The organism is Halovulum sp. GXIMD14794, assembly GCF_054457455.1.
Genome location: NZ_JBTLNF010000001.1, coordinates 50,761 through 68,176, shown reverse-complemented (window position 1 = coordinate 68,176; position 17,416 = coordinate 50,761). Strand labels below are relative to the sequence as shown.

The 17,416-nt window shown below is 63.5% G+C and carries 15 protein-coding genes; 3 read left to right on the top strand and 12 right to left on the bottom strand.

What is annotated here, in order from left to right; genetic code table 11:
- Window positions 1-43: 43 nt before the first annotated feature.
- The 8 genes from ACW9UR_RS00300 to ruvC form a co-directional block, all read right to left on the bottom strand.
- On the bottom strand, window positions 44-1,657 hold the full coding sequence (locus ACW9UR_RS00300; protein WP_458914888.1) for an ABC transporter ATP-binding protein: 1,614 nt from the start codon (window positions 1,655-1,657) through the stop codon (window positions 44-46).
- Between the two features lies 1 nt (window position 1,658).
- Window positions 1,659-2,795 carry an ABC transporter permease gene (locus ACW9UR_RS00295; RefSeq protein WP_458914887.1) on the bottom strand — a complete coding sequence of 379 codons (1,137 nt, stop codon included), beginning with the start codon at window positions 2,793-2,795 and terminating at the stop codon, window positions 1,659-1,661.
- On the bottom strand, window positions 2,788-3,711 hold the full coding sequence (gene oppB, locus ACW9UR_RS00290) for an oligopeptide ABC transporter permease OppB (RefSeq protein ID WP_458914886.1): 924 nt from the start codon (window positions 3,709-3,711) through the stop codon (window positions 2,788-2,790). Before oppB ends, ACW9UR_RS00295 begins: the two co-directional genes overlap by 8 nt.
- A gap of 93 nt (window positions 3,712-3,804) precedes the next feature.
- A complete protein-coding gene (locus ACW9UR_RS00285) occupies window positions 3,805-5,394 on the bottom strand; it encodes a peptide ABC transporter substrate-binding protein (RefSeq protein ID WP_458914885.1) in 1,590 nt (529 codons plus the stop codon).
- Between the two features lie 241 nt (window positions 5,395-5,635).
- Window positions 5,636-6,283 carry a hypothetical protein gene (locus ACW9UR_RS00280; RefSeq protein WP_458914884.1) on the bottom strand — a complete coding sequence of 216 codons (648 nt, stop codon included), beginning with the start codon at window positions 6,281-6,283 and terminating at the stop codon, window positions 5,636-5,638.
- 62 nt (window positions 6,284-6,345) lie between these two features.
- Window positions 6,346-7,380, bottom strand: a complete 1,035-nt coding sequence (gene ruvB, locus ACW9UR_RS00275; protein ID WP_458914883.1) for a Holliday junction branch migration DNA helicase RuvB — start codon at window positions 7,378-7,380, stop codon at window positions 6,346-6,348.
- A gap of 4 nt (window positions 7,381-7,384) precedes the next feature.
- Window positions 7,385-8,086 (bottom strand): Holliday junction branch migration protein RuvA, encoded by a 702-nt coding sequence (gene ruvA, locus ACW9UR_RS00270; RefSeq protein ID WP_458914882.1) that lies wholly within the window; start codon window positions 8,084-8,086, stop codon window positions 7,385-7,387.
- Window positions 8,083-8,589: a crossover junction endodeoxyribonuclease RuvC gene (gene ruvC, locus ACW9UR_RS00265; protein WP_458914880.1), complete on the bottom strand. Its 507-nt coding sequence runs from the start codon at window positions 8,587-8,589 to the stop codon at window positions 8,083-8,085. The genes ruvA and ruvC overlap by 4 nt, the downstream gene beginning before the upstream one ends.
- Window positions 8,590-8,851: 262 nt before the next feature.
- On the opposite strand from ruvC, the gene ACW9UR_RS00260 reads away from it, so the two are divergent.
- On the top strand, window positions 8,852-9,079 hold the full coding sequence (locus ACW9UR_RS00260; RefSeq protein WP_458914879.1) for a DUF1127 domain-containing protein: 228 nt from the start codon (window positions 8,852-8,854) through the stop codon (window positions 9,077-9,079).
- A gap of 73 nt (window positions 9,080-9,152) precedes the next feature.
- On the opposite strand, the gene ACW9UR_RS00255 is transcribed toward ACW9UR_RS00260, so the two are convergent.
- The 4 genes from ACW9UR_RS00255 to ACW9UR_RS00240 all read right to left on the bottom strand — a co-directional run bounded on the left by ACW9UR_RS00255 (window position 9,153) and on the right by ACW9UR_RS00240 (window position 12,965).
- Window positions 9,153-10,025, bottom strand: coding sequence for a 50S ribosomal protein L11 methyltransferase (locus tag ACW9UR_RS00255; RefSeq protein WP_458914878.1), 873 nt, complete (start codon window positions 10,023-10,025; stop codon window positions 9,153-9,155).
- Between the two features lie 54 nt (window positions 10,026-10,079).
- A complete protein-coding gene (locus ACW9UR_RS00250) occupies window positions 10,080-11,000 on the bottom strand; it encodes a cation diffusion facilitator family transporter (protein WP_458914876.1) in 921 nt (306 codons plus the stop codon).
- A gap of 3 nt (window positions 11,001-11,003) precedes the next feature.
- On the bottom strand, window positions 11,004-11,660 hold the full coding sequence (msrA, locus tag ACW9UR_RS00245; protein WP_458914874.1) for a peptide-methionine (S)-S-oxide reductase MsrA: 657 nt from the start codon (window positions 11,658-11,660) through the stop codon (window positions 11,004-11,006).
- Window positions 11,661-11,723: 63 nt separating this feature from the next.
- Window positions 11,724-12,965: an MFS transporter gene (locus tag ACW9UR_RS00240; RefSeq protein ID WP_458914873.1), complete on the bottom strand. Its 1,242-nt coding sequence runs from the start codon at window positions 12,963-12,965 to the stop codon at window positions 11,724-11,726.
- Between the two features lie 163 nt (window positions 12,966-13,128).
- Here ACW9UR_RS00240 and ACW9UR_RS00235 point away from each other — a divergent pair, with 163 nt between their 5' ends.
- Both ACW9UR_RS00235 and ACW9UR_RS00230 read left to right on the top strand, forming a co-directional pair.
- Window positions 13,129-14,700 (top strand): phosphate ABC transporter substrate-binding/OmpA family protein, encoded by a 1,572-nt coding sequence (locus ACW9UR_RS00235; RefSeq protein WP_458914872.1) that lies wholly within the window; start codon window positions 13,129-13,131, stop codon window positions 14,698-14,700.
- 903 nt (window positions 14,701-15,603) lie between these two features.
- Window positions 15,604-16,281, top strand: coding sequence for a glycosyltransferase (locus ACW9UR_RS00230; RefSeq protein ID WP_458914871.1), 678 nt, complete (start codon window positions 15,604-15,606; stop codon window positions 16,279-16,281).
- Window positions 16,282-17,416: the final 1,135 nt, after the last annotated feature.

Sequence of the window (17,416 nt, the reverse complement as noted above, 5' to 3'; positions counted from 1 at the left end):
TCGCCCCGGTAGACCGCGATATGGCCAACCGGGGCAGACCCGATCAAGCGCGGGCAGCCGCGCGTTCGAGCACCGTGTTCAGGCGGAAGGCCGCCTCGATCAGTTCGCGTGTGTAGTCGCTGGTTGGGGCGTCGAAGATCTGATCCACAGGACCCTGTTCGACCACCCTGCCCTCTTTCATCACGATCACCGTATCCGAAAGGGCGCGGACGACGGCCAAATCGTGACTGATGAAGATATAGCTGAGGCCGAATTCCTTCTGGATATCCCTCAGCAACTCGATCACCTGCGCCTGCACCGACCGATCCAACGCCGAGGTCGGCTCGTCCAGCACGACCACCTTGGGCCGCAGGATCACCGCGCGGGCAATGGCGATGCGCTGGCGTTGACCACCCGAGAACTCGTGCGGGAAGCGGTTGCGCATGTTCGCCTCGAGCCCCACCGCCTTGAGCGCCTCGGCGGCCCGGGCCTCGCGGTCCTTGGCGGTCAGCTCGGGCTGGTGCACCAGCAGACCCTCGGTGATGATCTCGCCCACCGTCATGCGCGGAGACAACGAACCGTAGGGATCCTGGAACACCATCTGCAGTGCCTTGCGATGTTTGCGCATCGCGTGCTTGTCGAGCCCCGAAATGCGGCTGCCCTGGAACACGACCGTGCCTTCGGAGGGCAGCATCTGCAGCAGCGCCCGCCCGAAGGTGGACTTGCCCGAGCCGGACTCGCCGACGATGCCGATGGTCTGGCCCTCGCGCAGCTGCACGCTCAGCCCGTCGACGGCGCGCAATTCGTCATGACCGAAGAAGCCCTGCGGCCGGGTAAACGTGACGCGGATGTCGTCGGCTTCGAGCAGTACCGGCGCCGAGGGCACCGGATCCTTGTGGCCGTGCGGCTCGGCGGCCAGCAGCATCTTGGTGTACTCGTGCTGCGGATCACCGAAGATGCGGCTGACCGGCCCTTCCTCCATCACCTCGCCCTTGCGCATCACGTAGACCCTGTCGGCGAAAGCCTCGACGATCGTCAGATCGTGGGTGATGAACAGGATCGCCATCCCCAGTTTCTTCTGTAGCTGCGCCAGCAGGGCCAGGATCTCGGCCTGGATGGTCACGTCGAGCGCCGTTGTCGGCTCATCCGCGATCAGCAGGTCGGGATCGCCCGAGAGCGCCATCGCGATCATAACGCGCTGGCGCTGGCCGCCCGACAATTCGTGCGGATAGGCGCGCAGCTTGCGCTCCGGCTCGGGGATCTTGACCAGTTTCAGTAGCTCCAGCGCCCGGTCGCGCGCCTTGCGGGGGGACAGTCCCTCGTGCTCGATCATCGGCTCGATCAGCTGGTCGCCGATCCGGTAGAGCGGATCCAGCGAGGTCATCGGCTCCTGGAAGATCATGGTGATCTTCTTGCCCCGCAGCTGGTTCAGCTTGCGCGGGCTCAGGCCCAGCAGTTCCTGGTCGCGGAACCGGGCCGAGCCCTGGGCCTTGCCGTTGGTTGACAGCAGACCCATGGCCGCCATCATGATCTGGCTCTTGCCCGAACCGGACTCGCCCACCACGGCGACGGTCTCGCCGGGGTTCACGTGCATCGACGTGCCGCGCACCGCGTGAACCTCGCCATCGGGCGTATCGAAGCGGACATGCATGTCGGTCAGCTTGAAGATCGGCTCCATCTCAGCGGTCCTTCGGATCGAGCGCATCGCGCAGGCCATCGCCCAGGAAGTTCAGCGCAAACAGCAACAGGGTCAGCGTGGCGGCGGGGAAAAACAGCATGTAGGCATCGCCCCGCATGTTCTTGGCCCCTTCCGAGATCAGCACGCCCAGCGAGGTCAACGGCTCCTGCACCCCGAGGCCCAGGAACGACAGAAAGCTCTCCAGCAGGATCACCTTGGGGATCAGCAGGGTCATGTAGATGATGACCGGCCCCAGCGTGTTGGGGATGATGTGGCGTCGCAGGATACCGGTGGAGCGGACGCCCAGCGCCTCGGCGGCCTGAACGAACTCGCGGTTCTTCAGGCTCAGCGTCTGGCCGCGCACGATGCGCGCCATGTCCAGCCATTCGACCGCGCCCACGGCGATGAACATCAGTACCACGTTGCGGCCGAAGAACACCACCAGCAGGATCACGAAGAAGATGAACGGCAGCGAGTAAAGGACGTCGACGATGCGCATCATGAAATTGTCGACGCGCCCTCCGATGAAGCCCGCGGTCGCGCCGTAAAGCACGCCGATGATCAGCGCAACGCCGGTGGCCAGCGCCCCGATCATCAGCGAAACCCGGACCGAGATCAGCGTTCGCGCCAGCAGGTCCCGCCCGTTAGCATCCGTGCCGAAATAGAAGTGCAGCCGCTCGACGTCGGATTCCATGACGACCGAAGTGCCATCGGCGCTGGTCTCGGCGATGCGCGAATTCGAGAACAAGTCCGACCGGTCCAGATAGCGGGTCACGCGCGGGTCGATCTCGCGGCTGGATGAAGCCTCGACGCGGATCGTGTTGCCGTCGACCGTGATCTGCCCGAGGTCCAGCCGGGCGCGCGCCAGCGCATCCTCGGCCAGCTCGGGGATCTCCTCGGCCTTCGGATAGCCTTCCAGCGAGGCGGGCACCTTCACGAACTCGGGGTAGACCTCGGCATAGTGGTGGTTGGTGATCTCGGGGCCGATGATTCCGGCGATGATGTAGAAGATCAGCACCGCAAGCGAGATCATCGCCAGCGTGTTACGCTTCAGGCGCAGGAACGCCGTGGCCCAGAGCGAGCGGGACGGGCGCTCGGGCTCCTCCTGGTCCAGCGACAGGGCGGTTTGATCAGTCATAGCGAACCCTCGGATCCAGCGCCGCATAGGCCAGATCGACAAGCAGATTGAAGAGGACGACGAAGACGGCGACGATGATGACCGTTCCCATGACCAGCGTGTAGTCACGGTTCAGCGCGCCCTGCACGAAGTAGCGTCCGATGCCGGGGATGCCGAAAATCTGCTCCACCACGATCGAGCCGGTCAGCAGCGCAGCGGCGGCCGGGCCGAGGTAGGTCACCGCCGGCAGACTGGCGGCGCGCAGTGCGTGGTAGACGACGATCCGACGGGTCGGCAGGCCGTAGGCGCGGGCGGTCCGGACATGGTCCGAGCGCAGCGCCTCGATCATCGCGCCGCGGATCAGGCGGGCGATCACCGCGATTTGCGGCAGCGCCAGGGTGACGACGGGCAGCAGCATGTGCTGCAGGCTCCAGCTTTCCCAGCCGCCGGCGGGCAGCAGGTTCAGCCAGATCGCGAAGATCAGCGCGAGCACGGGCGCGACGACGAAGTTCGGCACGGTGATCCCGAAAGTCGCGACCGAAATCACCAGGTAATCCACCCAGGAGTTCTGCCGAAGCGCCGCGATGCAGCCCAGCGCCGCACCGACGACGAAGGCCAGCACCAGCGCCGAAAGGCCAAGCTGGATCGACACCGGCAGACCCGAGCCCAGCAGCTCATGCACCTTGAAGTCGCGATAGACGAAGCTCGGGCCCATGTCTCCGCGCGCGAGGTTGCCGAGGTACATCAGGTACTGCTCGTGCAGCGGGCGGTCGAGGCCGAAGGTGGCGTTCAGGTTCGCCATCACCGAGGGCTCCAGCGTGCGCTCCTGGTCGAAGGGGCCGCCGGGAGCCACGCGCATCAGGAAGAAGGCGGCGGTGATGATGAAAAACAATGTCGGGACAGCGCCCAGAAGGCGCTTGAGGGCATAGGACAGCATGGGCCGGGGCTCTCTCGCATACGTCCGGGCAAATGGCCCGGCAAAGGGCGGCGCCCCGGATCATACCGGGACGCCGCCAAAGTTCGGTTCAGATCATTCCTCGACCGACATCCAGCGCGTCGCGTGCGCGTTCTGGATGTTGTCCTCCCAGCCTTTCAGCTTGTCGGAGACAAGGCTGCGCGAGGAGTAGTACAGCAGCGGGATCTGCGGCACGTCACGCAGGAACACGGCCTCGGCTTCGGCCAGGATCTCGGCGCGAGCGGCCAGATCGGTCTCGGCGGCGGCCTTGTCCATCAGCGCGTCGTACTCGGGGTTCTCGTAGTTGCCGTAGTTGAACCCGGTGTTGTGCGACTCGTTGAGGAACAGGAAGTTCTGCGGGTCGGAATAGTCCCCGATCCAGCCGGCGCGGGCCACGTCGTGCACCTTCTCGTCACGCAGCATGGCGTAGTGAGCCGAGGCGTCGCGCACGTTGAAGGTGGTCTCGACACCCAGCGTCGCCCACATGTCGGCGATGGCGGTCGCTGCGTTCTTGTGGTTCTCGGAGGTGTTGTAGCTGATCTCGATCTGCAGCGGGTTGTCGGGGCCGAAACCGGCCTCTTCCATCAGCCGCAGCGCCTCGTCCTCGCGATCCAGCATCGATATCTCGGCATACTCGAGCTGCGGCGCATCCTCGGTGTAGTTGCCAATCCCCGGCGGGACCCAGCTGTAGGCCGGAACCATCGTGCCCGAGAAGATCTCGTCAGCCAGGAATTCCCGGTCGATGACCATCGAGAGAGCCTGGCGCACGTTCGGATCCGACAGGTTCTCTTTCTTGGTGTTGATGCCGTAGTAGTAGACGCCCAGGTACGGCGCGATCCGCACCTTGTCGCCAAGGGTCTCTTTCAGGCGGTCGATCTGCTCGCCCGGCAGGTCCGAGCACGAGTGTACCTCGTTCGCCTCGAAGCGCCGCACGCAGGTCGCGCGGTCCTCGAAGGGCAGCACTTCGACGCGGGCGATCTGCACCTGGTCGGCCTCGCGGAAGGCGTCGTTCTTGACCAGCACGATCTTGTCGTTCGGCACGAAGCTTTCCAGCGTGTAGGCGCCGTTCGAGATCATGTTCTCAGGCTGCACGAAGTCGGTGCCGTGCTCCTCGACGCTGGCCGGATGGACCGGCAACGCGGTCTGGTGCTGCAGCAGTTCGACGAAATAGGGGGTCGGCTGTTCGAGCGTGATTTCCAGCGTGTAGTCGTCGACCGCCTTCACGCCCAGCGTGTCCACCTCGGCATCGCCCGAGTTGATCGCCTCGGCGTTCTTGATCGGGTAAAGGATGCTGGCGTATTTCGCCGCCGTTTCCGGGTTCTGGATGCGCTTGAGCGAATAGACGAAGTCACCTGCGGTCACCGGGTCACCGTTCGACCACTTGGCGTCCTGGCGCAGGGTGAAGGTGTAGACCAGGCCATCCTCGCTGACCTCCCAGCTTTCGGCGACGCCGGGGATGATCTGGGCTTTCGAGTCGTAGACCACGAGGCCTTCGTAGAGATCACGCAGCAGGTTCGCTTCGACCACGGTCGAGGTCTTGTGCTGGTCCAGCGTCTCGGGATCGCCATCCGAGCCACGGAAATAGGTCTGCGCGGCTGCCGGAGCGACCAGCGCGGCGGTAATTGCGCCGGCGGCCGCCAGGGCGCCGAATTGCCTGAACAGCATGTTGTTGTCTCCCTGAAATGGTTGGTGGCGGCATGCTGGCACAACCTTTTCGCGCGTACAACGTCGGGAAATCCGATGACGTGACGGCACGTCAGCCGCGTTCCGCATGACAGCATTGTGACATTCGGATTGTTGCAGACGAGACGGTTCCCGCGCATGGAAATTCCGCTCCATGTCAGTCCGAGTTTCGGACCATGCAGCGATGCAGATTCTGTGTGCGGCGCAACAAGCGGAATGCCGCCTAGTCGGCCTCGGGCCGCCACAGCAGAAGCCCTGCGCGGGCGGCCAGCCGGTGCGCATGCGCCGGGCTGTCGCTAGCCACCGGAAGCACCGGGTCGTAGGCGGCGCGGATCAACGCGGCGATGTCCGGGCGGGCCACCGTGTGGCCGCTGTCCGTAACCGTCGCGAGAGGGCTTTCGGTCCGGAAGGCTGTGTCGGACCAAAGCAGTATGCTCTGCACCATCTGCCCCGTCGCCAGCGTTTGCGCGGGCAGCTCTGCGAGGTCGGCGTCCATCCGTAGAAGGATCGTGCACAGGTTGATCGCACAGTCCGCATCGAAGCGGAAGCTGCGGTACTGGTTCGCCCCAGCCTGCCCCAGCCGGTCCAGAAGCGGCCCGAGGTCCGGGATCAACCGGTCGAGGTTCGGCACGCCCGCCAGTTCTCCCCATTCACTGACGAAGAAGATCAGCAGGTTGGCGCCGAACTCCGGGTCGGTGTCGACGATCTCCAACCCGCCCAGCGCCGCGGTCGTGCGCAGAGCGTCCTTGATCAGGTCCAGCGATGCGTCATCGGTGCCGAAAACCACCGGCGCCAGCGGCCGCCCCCAGCGGGCGAAGCGAAACGTGCCGTCGCTGCGGGTGAACAGGGCTTGGACGGTTTCGGGCGTCATGCGGGCCTCCTTCGCGGTCGCGCCGGTTCATAGGCCCCGCGCCCGCCTCCGTAAACCCGCGCCTACTTCCCGCCGAAAAGCGAGGGCTGCTCGCGCGGCGCGGGCGCATCGAGCCCCAGGTGCCGCCAGGCCGCCGCACCCAACTGCCGCCCGCGCGGCGTGCGCTGGATCAGGCCCTGTTGCAGCAGGTAGGGCTCGATCACCTCCTCGATCGCGTCGCGTGCCTCGGACAGCGCGGCGGCGATCGTCTCGACGCCTACCGGCCCGCCACCGTAGTGCTCGGCCAGAAGGGTCAGGTAGCGCCGGTCGGCCCCGTCGAGGCCCAGTTCGTCCACGCCCAGCCGGGTCAGCGCCCGGTCGGCAATGGCCTGCGTCACGCGCCCGTCGCCCTCGACCACGGCGAAGTCAACCACGCGGCGCAGCAGGCGACCGGCAATCCGCGGCGTGCCGCGCGCCCTGCGGGCGATCTCGCGCGCACCTTCGGGCGTCGCCTCGGCCTGCATCAGCCGAGCGCCCCGGGTGACGATGCTGACCAGCTCGTCCACGGTATAGAATTCCAGTCGCGTCGGAATGCCGAACCGGTCCCGCAAGGGGGTGGTCAGCAGGCCCAGCCGGGTCGTCGCGCCGACCAGCGTGAAGGGCGGCAGGTCAATGCGCACCGTACGTGCTGCAGGACCCTCACCGATCACCAGGTCCAGCGCGAAATCCTCCATCGCGGGGTAGAGCACCTCTTCGACAACCGGGTTCAGTCGGTGGATCTCGTCGATGAACAGGACGTCGCGCGCCTCGAGATTGGTCAGGATCGCCGCAAGGTCGCCGGCCTTGGCCAGCACCGGTCCCGAGGTCATGCGGAAGCTCACCCCCAGTTCGCGCGCCATAATTTGCGCCAGCGTGGTCTTGCCGAGGCCCGGAGGGCCGTAGAACAACGCATGGTCCATCGCTTCGCCCCGGCGACGGGCGCTCTCGATGAAGACGGCAAGGTTGGCGCGCGCCTCGGCCTGGCCGGTGAACTCGGACAGGGACTGCGGGCGCAGGGCACGGTCGGCATCTTCGGGGCGGGCATCGCCGCGCAGGTCGGGATCGGGAGTATCGCTCATCGGCCTATCCCTTTGGCGCCAGCAGCCGCAGCGCGCCGCGGATCAGCCCGGCGGTGTCGGTCTCGCCCGCTTCTTCGGCCTGGGCCAACGCGGTGGCGGCATCGCCATGACCATAGCCGAGGTTGACCAACGCCGACAGCGCGTCGGCCCGCACCCCGGCCATAGGCGCACCGGCCGGGGCCGGGGAAGAGGCCATCGCCGCCGCATCCTGCGGCGGCGCCTCCGGCGGGCTTGCCGCCGGAGGGGGACCGGCATCCGCCGGCCCCATGGCCGGCGTCGCCCCCGCTGCACCCAGGGCCAAAACCGAGGGTGCCTTGTCCCGCAGCTCCATGATCACCCGGCTTGCCGTCTTCGGCCCGACCCCCGGCGCCGCCTTGATCGCCGCCGCATCGCCAAGCGAAATCGCCCGACCGACACCGTCCGCGCCCAGCGTGCCGAGAATCGCCATCGCCCCCTTGGCGCCGATCCCCTGCACCGAGGTCAGCAGCCGGTGCCATTCCTTCTCGGCCAGCGTGAGGAACCCGAAAAGCGTGATCGCGTCCTCGCGCACCACCATCTCGGTGAACAGCGAAACGAACTCCCCCTGCCCCGGCAGCGCCGCCAGCGTGCGGTCCGAGCAGAACACGACATAGCCCACGCCGCCGGCGTCGATCAGCGCGTGATCGCTCGCGCGATAGCCAAGCCGGCCCGTCACCCGCCCGATCATGCGCCGGCCTTCGCCAGCGCGGCGTCCAGCTTGCCCGAGAACTGCAGGTGATGTGCATGGCAGAGCGCGATCGCCAGCGCGTCAGAGGCGTCCGCCCCGGCAATCTTCGCCTGTGGCAGTTGCAGTTTCACCATATGCTCCACCTGGGATTTCTCGGCATGACCCACGCCGACGACCACCTTCTTCACCGCGTTGGGTGCATATTCCGCCACCGGCAGCCCGGCCTCGGCCGGGACCAGCAGCGCAATGCCCCGCGCTTGGCCCAGCTTCAGCGTACCCGCCGCATCCTTGTTCACGAAAGTCTGCTCCACCGCCGCACGGTCGGGCGCATAGGTCGAAACCACCTCGGCCAGCGCGCGGTAGAGCGACAGCAGACGCTGCGCAAGATCGGTGCCTGACGATTCGCAAACCCCGTTGGCAACATGGCTCAGCCGTGTGCCGTTCAGGTCGACGATGCCCCATCCGGTGCGCCTCAGCCCCGGGTCGATGCCTATGACGCGCATACGCGCTCCTCGTGCCTGCTCATCTTCTTGTTACCGCGGGCTTAGCACGAAACGCGAACATCTGACAAAGGAAAAGCCTTGCGATCCAAAAACGACATGGTACAACACTGAAAGCGACATCCACGCTAACCCCCTGACAGTTATGCAATAAATGCATGCCAGCCATGCAGTTTTGGACTTTGTGAAACGGGACGATCCTCGCTACCTGCGAATTGTCGGCATGGTGCCGATTCACTCACCCTTTGCAGAAGGATCGCGCCCGATGGCCATGATTGAGACCCCCCGCCCCGCGCCGTTTGGCGCGCGTTCGATCTACCGTTTCGTCCGCGTGTTCGAGGAAGTCGTCGGCGCCTATCGCCGCTGGGAGCGCCGCCAGCGCTCGTCCGAGCTGCTTGGCAGTCTGACCGAGCGCGAACTGGACGATGTGGGCATGAAGCGCTCCGAGCGCATGGCCCCGCGCTACTCGATGTTCGCGGCCCGCAGCCTCTAAACCGGCGTCCTCTAGAATGCAAAAGGCCGCCCATGGGGCGGTCTTTTCATTTGTGAATCCCAAGCGCCCCGGGTCAGAGCCGCTCCAGTGTCAACGTCACCCATTCGCCGAGGCGCAGACGTTTGCGCACTGCCATCCCATGACCGGCGTAGTGGTTCTCGACCCGCTTCGCCTGGCGTGCCAGGATCCCCGAGAGGATGATCGCGCTGCCGGGCATGGTGTGATCGGCCATTTGCGGTGCCAGCTTGCAGAGCGGACCTGCGAGGATGTTCGCGAACACCAGGTCATAGGGCGCCTGCGCGTGCAGCGCCGGATGCCGGAAACCGGGAGCGCAGACCACCGGCACCGCGCCGCCAGCGCGATTTGCGGCCAGGTTCGCGCGCGCTGTCGCCACCGCGACCGGGTCGATGTCCGAGGCGATCACCCGCCGCTGCCAGAGGCGCCGCGCCGCCATCGCCAGGACACCCGTGCCGCAGCCGATGTCAGCAGCGTTGCACGCGACGAAGCCTTGGCGGGCCAGGCGCTCCAGCGACAGAAGGCAGCCCTTGGTGGTGCCGTGGTGGCCAGTGCCGAAGGCCATGGCGGCTTCGATCTCCAGGCTGATGCGGTTGATCGGAACCGCGTCCCGGTCGTGCCCGCCGTGAACGATGAACCGGCCCGCAGGCACCGGGGTGAGTTCCCGGCGCACCTGAGCGACCCAGTCCCGGTCCTCGACCTTGCTGACGGCGAATGGACGCGCGCCGTGAACGGCCGCGAGCAGGTCCAGCGCAACCGTGTCCGGTCGCTCAGTATAATAGACACCGACCTCCCATTTGCCCGAGCCGTCCTCGATCTCGAACACGCCGATGCCGGTCGGGGTGGGATCGTTCAGCGCTTCCAGCGCCTCGGCCAGGGCGTCGGCAGGCGCCTGGCCCGGCAGGGTGGTCAGCGCGGTATAGGTCGTCATGGGTGGTCCTCGGGTGGCGGAAGCCCCGCGATTAGACCGGCCGCGCGCCGCCCGTCAAGCGTGGGCCCCGCCGTTGCCCAGCAATTCCGGGCCTTCGCAGGCATGCCGGGCGCATTCGACCTCGAGGGTGATGTCCGAAATCCCGTAGCGGTCCGTGAGCAATGTCCGAACACGCGCCTTGATCGCATCCGCCTCGTGCCAGCGCCCGGCCGAGACGACGATGTGCGTATCGAGTGCCGCCTCGTGCTCCTGTACCTGCCAGAGTCGCACCCTGTGGACGCCCGCGACACCGTCGACGCCGCGCAGGGCCTCGACCACCTCCATCGTGTCCATGTCATCCGGCGCACCTAGCATCAGGATTCGGATCGCCGGGCCGACGCCACCGACCGCCATCCAGAGGATGTATCCGGCAATCGCCAGCGTCATCACCGAGTCGATCCAGGCCCAGCCAAAGGCCATCACACCGAGGCCCGCCAGGATCACCGCGATCGACCCCATCGCGTCTGCAAGGTTGTGCAGAAAGGCCGCGCGAATGTTCATGCTGGTCTGCGCCATCCGCCAAGTCAGCAGCGCCGTCACAACGTCCACCACGAGCGCAACCCCCGCAACGGCAATCATCAGCCAACCGGTCACCGGCTCCGGGTCGAACAGGCGCCAGACCGCCTCCCACAGCAGGTAGAGGCCGATGATGATGAGAGTGGTGTAGTTGACCAGCGCCGCCACCACCTCGGCCCGGCGGTAGCCGAAGGTCATCCGGGCGTCCGCCGGGCGCCGCGCGATGCGACGTGCGGCCCAGGCGATGACCAGCGACAGTGCGTCCGAGAGGTTGTGGACCGCGTCCGCGATCAGCGCGAGACTGCCCGCAAGGACCCCGCCCACGACCTGCGCGACGGTCAAACCCAGGTTGACGAGGACGGCAACAAGCAGCTTGCCGCCATCCTCGGGCGCGTGGTGGTGATGGTGGTGGTGCCCCAAGCCTCAGCTCGCGGCGACGCCGAGCCCGATCGGGCAGGTCACGCCCGTGCCGCCCAGCCCGCAATAGCCGCCGGGGTTTTTCTGCAGGTACTGCTGGTGGTAGTCCTCGGCATAGAAGAACGGGCCGGCCTCGGCGATCTCGGTGGTAATCGCACCGAAGCCCGCCTCGCGGAACCGCGCCTTCATCATCTCAAGCGAGGCTTCGGCTGCCTCACGTTGGGCCTCGGTCGTCCAGTAGATCCCCGAGCGGTATTGCGTGCCGACATCGTTGCCCTGCCGCATGCCCTGCGTCGGATCGTGCCCCTCCCAGAAAACCTTGAGCAACTGCTCGAAGCTGACTTCGGCGGGGTCATAGACCACCTGAACGGTCTCGTTGTGGCCGGTCTGGCCGGTGCAGACCTCTTGGTAGGTCGGGTTGGGCGTCTGCCCGGCAGAGTAGCCGGCAGCGGTTACCCAGACGCCGGGGACATTCCAGAACATCCGCTCTACGCCCCAGAAACAGCCCATGCCGAACTGCACGACCTCCAGACCCTCGGGGAACGGTCCCTTCAGGGGACGGCCGTTGATGAAATGCGTCTCGGCGGTGGGGATGGGCTCGGCCCGGCCGGGCAGCGCGGCACCGGCGGCGGGCATTTCGGTTTTCTTGCCTAAGCCGAACATGGGCGATCCTTTCATGGTTCAGCGCTGAATCTAGGGCGTCCCGGGCGTCCAACCAAGCCCCGCTCACACGGTTGCGTTGCGGCCCGAGAAGACGGTCTCGTTTCCCGGCGCTGGATGGCGCGGGATCATCGCCGCCAGAGCCAGCGAGGCCGCCGCAAGCATGGCGGCGAAACCGAACACGGCGCCGGGGCTGACCAGCCAGACATATCCCAGGACCGCCGGCAGGAAGACCGCCGCGATGTGATTGATCGTGAAGGCCACCGCCGCCGTGGGCGCGATGTCCCCGGGATCGGCGATCTTCTGGAAATAGGTCTTCATCGCAAGCGCCAGCGCGAAGAACAGGTGATCGATCACGTAGAGCGCCGCTGCCAGCACCACGCCCCAGCTAAAGAAATAGACCCCGCCATAGGCGAGGAACACAAGGATCAGCCCGGCATATTCGAACATCAGCGCCCGGCGCTCTCCCCAGACCGCGACGGCCCGCCCGAACAGCGGCGCAAGCACCATGTTGGCAACGAAGTTGATCAGGAACAGCGCCGTGACCTCGTGCACCTCAAAGCCAAACCGCTCGACCATCATGAAGGCCGCGAAGACCACGAAGATCTGCCGCCGCGCGCCTGACATGAACTGCAGCGCGTAGTAGAGCCAGTAGCGCTTACGCAGCACCATCTTCTTGATCTGCGGATTGGGTGCCTCGAAGCTCGGGTAAAGCCGCCAGGCCAGAAGCGCGATAAGCGCTGTGGCGCAGCCCGCCGCCGTGAAGACGAACTCATAGGACAGATCGAAGGTCTTCCACGTCACCACGATCAGACCATAGGCCACCAGTGACGCGCCCGAGCCCACCGCCAGCAGCCAGCCCAGCATTTGCGGCGCGCGCTCGCGCGGGATCCACTGCAACTGCAGCGACTGGTTGACCGTCTCGTAGTAATGGAAGCCGATCGACGAGATCAGCGTGGTGATCAGCAGCCCGCCGAAGGTCGGCAGGTAGGCGGTCACCGCGACCGCCACACCCAGCATGAAGAGCGAGACCAGCGCAAGCGTCTGCTCGCGCATCACAGTGATCAGCGCGATGACCAGAACGGCGGCGAAACCCGGGATCTCGCGCACGGTCTGCATCCAGCCCCAGTCCTTGCCGTCGAAGGCAGCGACTTCGATCACGAAGTTCTGGATCACCGCGACCCAGACCGAGAACGCCAGCGGCATCCCTGCCGCCATCAGCACCAACAGGCCCGCTGGCCGCCGCCAGGCTGGCCAGCCGGCAGTCGCCGCGAGCGGGACGGAAGAGGAGTGCATGACGTGGCTCATGCCCGTTCTTTAGCCCCAGCGCGGGCGATTGGCGAGCGCGGCGCAGGCAACAGACTGTGAACCATCGCCGGGCTGTACGGACCGGGGCCAAATTTCCGCCAGATTTGGGAAGGATACCGAGGGAGTAACAAGTACCCCCGGAAGGGGTTCGAGGAATGCAGGAATGACAGCGGGCAACGTGCCCCCCAGCCCGTTTCGACTTGTCCGGCGCCTGGCCCTGGCCGCAGGCCTCGGATGCGCCGTCTCGGCCGCGCCTGCGCAGACCGTCCAGCTGATAAGCCCCTCCGGCAGTGCCAGCGTAAGCGGCACGCTCACGGGCGTCACCGACGGGGTCTACCAACTCAACACGCTCTTCGGCCCGGTCTCGATCGCTGCGGACGAGGTGCGCTGCCTTGGCGAGGCCTGCCCCGGCGGGCAGCAGGCGACCGTCGTCGCCGCCGCCGACCCGCTGGCGCTGCGCATGTTGCCGCGGCTGTTCGAAGGGCTCGCCTTCAGTCTGGGCGGGCTCGCCGCGGCGCAGGAAGGTGGCGGCCCGACACGCTGGCTGGGCCTGACCTCGACCGAAAGCCCGCCGCTGTTCACAGCCGAGCTGATGGACCTGAGTGTCGCCGGAGGCCTGCCGGCCCTGCTCGAGGGTGGCTGGGACATCGCCGCCGTGACGGTACCGCCGCTCGGCGCAAGGCACGACGGCCCCACCGCCCGCGCACTCCGCAGGCTCGAACGCGAGGCGGCGCCAATCACCGTCGGGATCGAGGGCGTGGTGCTCGTTGCCCACCCCGACCTGCCGATCGAAAGCCTCACTCTCGAAGAGGCGACTGCGCTCTTTTCTGGCCGGATCCGCAGCTGGTCCGAACTCGGCGGCCCCGATCTTCCGGTTCGCCTGGTCGCCCAGCCGGACCGCACTCCGGCCAGCCAGGTCCTGAAGGCTCGCATCCTGACGTCCGGCAAGCTGCCGGACACCGCACGTACCCTGGCCGACGACGACGCCGTCGCAGACCTCGTGGCAGAAACGCCCGGCGCTGTGGGCTACGTCGGCCTCGACGGGGCTGGCGAGACGCGCGTGCTCGGCCTGACTGGAGCGTGCGGACTGGTGCCGGAACCGGGCGCGTTCTCGGCCAAGACCGGCGAGTATCCTCTTCATCACAGGGTGACGCTCCTCTCAGGGCCGGGGCCGCTTCCCGCCGACGTCGCAGCGTTGCGTGGTTTCGCCGGCTCATCTGGTGTCGATACCTCTGTCCGCGATGCCGGTCTGATCGACATGTCGGTTCTGCGCCGCGACCAGAACGCTGCCGCCCCGGGGATCCGCGCGGCGATAGAAATCTCGCCGGACGAAGCCCAGGTGAACCTGCTGCGCGAACTCTACATTGACTTGCTGGAGTGGGATCGGCTTTCAACCACGTTCCGCTTCGACCCCGAGGACCCGATCGTCCTGGCTCCTGCCACCGGGCCGGATCTCGAACGTCTAGGGGCGTACCTATCGCGGTTGCCCGCGGGGACCGACGTCGCCTTCGCTGGTTTCACCGACAGCGAGGGCGGATTCGACGAACGCCTGCGCCTTTCCGAGTTCCGCGCGGACGTGGTCTACAGCGCGCTGGCCGAGGTGGTGGCACCAGAAGTGCTGTCCCGCCTACGCATCCACATGAAGGGCTACGCGGACCTTAAACCGGTGGGCTGCTTCGCGGACGAAGACGGCCGACGCCTCAACCGACGCGTCGAGATCTGGGTGCGGCGTTAGGAGCAAGCTAAACACAACGAAGCACATTTTGACTGCGCTGATCAGTATAGGGTGCAGTTATTTATTGCACTACAAATAAAAATTAATCCGCAAGATAATATAATTTTCAATCCCTGGCGCATATAGAAGTCATTATATATTATATTTTTAATTAATTAATATCTTTATAATCGAAATAAATTAAAAATCTCCAATAAAAATTAATATAAGATATAAAAGATATGGATCGATATTGAATAAAGATACCTTTCAATCCGGTACCGACCTGCGGATCCCCATATACCTCGGCCCGCTGATCACTCTTATCTGTATAATGCTGACGGCCGACTTTACTACAACGGAACACACCTGATGAAGATGAAATAGCATCTGACGCGGGCCGCTCAATGTGGCAAGCTACAGCCCGATTATGGACTACTTTAAGCACCCGGAAAGGCCAATCAATTTGCCACAGTCTCAAATTCCGCGGCTAAACGTCATGTTTTGGGGACATACGACTTGGGGAAACCCCGCAATCGCTTGACGATAGAAGCAATTAGGCCTCCGGCGCGAAACTAACGGTGATCCACTCCACCAATTTGGCAAGGCACAGAAGACAAATCCGTCTTGTCGCCAACTAGAGCAGTAAGGCGCATATTGAGTTGGACGGCCGCATACCCGAGGCTTCTGAGCAAATTCCTTCGCGCGCCCACACCCGACGTCGTAAATGTTGGCTACCTCGGCCATTTGGACGTATTGGTGCTTTGGCCCTTTGCGACATTGCGCAGAACACCGGCGACCTGGGACGCGCTTATCTCTACCCACGACATCGTAGTTGATGACCGAAAGCTGATCTCAGCTCGCAATCCAGTCGCGCTATTCCTACGGGCATGGGAGTGGCTAGCCTGTCGCACTGCTGACCTTATGGTACTCGATACCGAGGCTCAGGCCGCATTTTTCCGAGATGCATATCGTCTTGACCGATCCGAGATAACTTCGGCTTTCGTAGGTGCCGAGGTTGATATTTTTCCAGCCCTATCACCTACAAAGCAGGGCGCTTGCGACACGGTACTGTATTATTGTCTATTCATCCCGCTTCATGGTATAGCCACAATAATTGAAGCCGCACGCCTCTCCGCGAACAATCAAATAAAATGGGTTTTTATCGGCACAGGTCAAATGGCTGAAGAAATCCGTCAGTTGCTGAAAACAGATCCTCCCGCCAGACTGAAGTGGATCGAGCGGGTGTCCTACCCAGAATTGATACACTATATACGCGGGGCGGATGTATGCTTCGGGGTCTTCGGCGAAAGCGCCAAGGCAGGGCGCGTAATTCCGAACAAAGTGTTTCAGATATTATCTGCAGGGCGCCCGCTCGTCACCCGCGACGGGCCAGGCATACGGGAACTCATCACCGAGGATGCCCGAGAGGTCGAACTGGTTCCACCTTCGGATCCGGTCAGCCTGCTCACCTCTGTCGAACGGCTCATCGCCAGCGCTCCATATGAACGCAATCTACATCACGATCTGCGCGAGCGCTTTTCGGCAAAGGCACTGTCACGGCGCTGGGGCGATATTCTGCGAAAGGTAGTAACATCATGACCCGTCGACCAGCCATTCTTGCTCAATTCGACCCCCAAGGCGGAGTTCCAGCTCATGTACGCCTGCACCTTCAAGGGCTCAGGCCGGTTATGGAACGGCTGGTTCTCGTCTCGAACTCCCCGATTGCACCGAGCGCAGAAAGGGAAACATCATGCATTTGCGATAGGATTATCGAATGCGAGAATGCCGGCTGGGATTTCGGGGCTTAGTGGGATGCCCTTGCGGCCGAGGACGTCGCACCATTAGATTGGGGACACTCACCAATCCAACATACTTGGGCCGCCTTATCCGCTGGAGCCGGTATTTGAAAGAATGGAGGCAGGCGCACCGGATATTTGGGAAAGATTCCCTCAGTAAACAAAGGGAATTATTTTCTGGGCTTTTGAAGCGCACATACACAAGTCGCCGCACCAATTCTATAGAAAATATTCCGGCGCTCCACGCAAGAACACAAGGACAATAAAAAGGTAATCCGTCAATATCGGACAGGATTTATCCGCGCCATGATTACGACAAGATTCGGACAAAAACTACTTACTACAGATATTTCTGCTCCGGATAACGAAACGGTAGTAAATACTGAAAGAGCCATGGATAACAAAGAGCTCCATTCTGCGCCAATTAATTATAATTGTAAATTTATAGCTACACTTTTAATGGATAAATATATAAACTAATTTATCAATAATTCTGAAAAATTTTAAAATTAGATATACATATTTCTCTTTATTAAATAAATATTTATATATATGAATTATTAAAATAATTTATAATTCAATATTATTGAGGTTGGAGTCGTTATATTGCGATTTGATATACCCATCTTGCCGTATATATTTACACAGAACTTTTGAGCAATCTCGGAAATTTTGAATAATATTTATATGTCAATACCGCTCCCTCTCGCCATACGTTGATTGGAGCTTGGTGCTTTTCGGCTTGTCGGCAGATTTGCCAAGAGACCAGGCAAATCGGCTCCGACCGGATAGCCGTGAAGTACGTCCATCCCATCTAGTTGCGGTGACCTTTCCTGCGATATCCGGGCTATTGCGAGCTGGAAGTTTCAACCTTTGAACGGATGGAGGAGGAAGACCGATTAAGCGGTGGTTGACCCCGTTGTGTGATCCAGGCTAAA

Bases quoted from the DNA above. Each gene is read 5' to 3' on its own strand.
- ACW9UR_RS00300 (WP_458914888.1), bottom strand. From the start codon at position 1,657: ATGGAGCCGATCTTCAAGCTGACCGACATGCATGTCCGCTTCGATACG.
- ACW9UR_RS00295 (WP_458914887.1), bottom strand. From the start codon at position 2,795: ATGACTGATCAAACCGCCCTGTCGCTGGACCAGGAGGAGCCCGAGCGC.
- oppB (WP_458914886.1), bottom strand. From the start codon at position 3,711: ATGCTGTCCTATGCCCTCAAGCGCCTTCTGGGCGCTGTCCCGACATTG.
- ACW9UR_RS00285 (WP_458914885.1), bottom strand. From the start codon at position 5,394: ATGCTGTTCAGGCAATTCGGCGCCCTGGCGGCCGCCGGCGCAATTACC.
- ACW9UR_RS00280 (WP_458914884.1), bottom strand. From the start codon at position 6,283: ATGACGCCCGAAACCGTCCAAGCCCTGTTCACCCGCAGCGACGGCACG.
- ruvB (WP_458914883.1), bottom strand. From the start codon at position 7,380: ATGAGCGATACTCCCGATCCCGACCTGCGCGGCGATGCCCGCCCCGAA.
- ruvA (WP_458914882.1), bottom strand. From the start codon at position 8,086: ATGATCGGGCGGGTGACGGGCCGGCTTGGCTATCGCGCGAGCGATCAC.
- ruvC (WP_458914880.1), bottom strand. From the start codon at position 8,589: ATGCGCGTCATAGGCATCGACCCGGGGCTGAGGCGCACCGGATGGGGC.
- ACW9UR_RS00260 (WP_458914879.1), top strand. From the start codon at position 8,852: ATGGCCATGATTGAGACCCCCCGCCCCGCGCCGTTTGGCGCGCGTTCG.
- ACW9UR_RS00255 (WP_458914878.1), bottom strand. From the start codon at position 10,025: ATGACGACCTATACCGCGCTGACCACCCTGCCGGGCCAGGCGCCTGCC.
- msrA (WP_458914874.1), bottom strand. From the start codon at position 11,660: ATGTTCGGCTTAGGCAAGAAAACCGAAATGCCCGCCGCCGGTGCCGCG.
- ACW9UR_RS00240 (WP_458914873.1), bottom strand. From the start codon at position 12,965: ATGAGCCACGTCATGCACTCCTCTTCCGTCCCGCTCGCGGCGACTGCC.
- ACW9UR_RS00235 (WP_458914872.1), top strand. From the start codon at position 13,129: ATGACAGCGGGCAACGTGCCCCCCAGCCCGTTTCGACTTGTCCGGCGC.
- ACW9UR_RS00230 (WP_458914871.1), top strand. From the start codon at position 15,604: ATGGTACTCGATACCGAGGCTCAGGCCGCATTTTTCCGAGATGCATAT.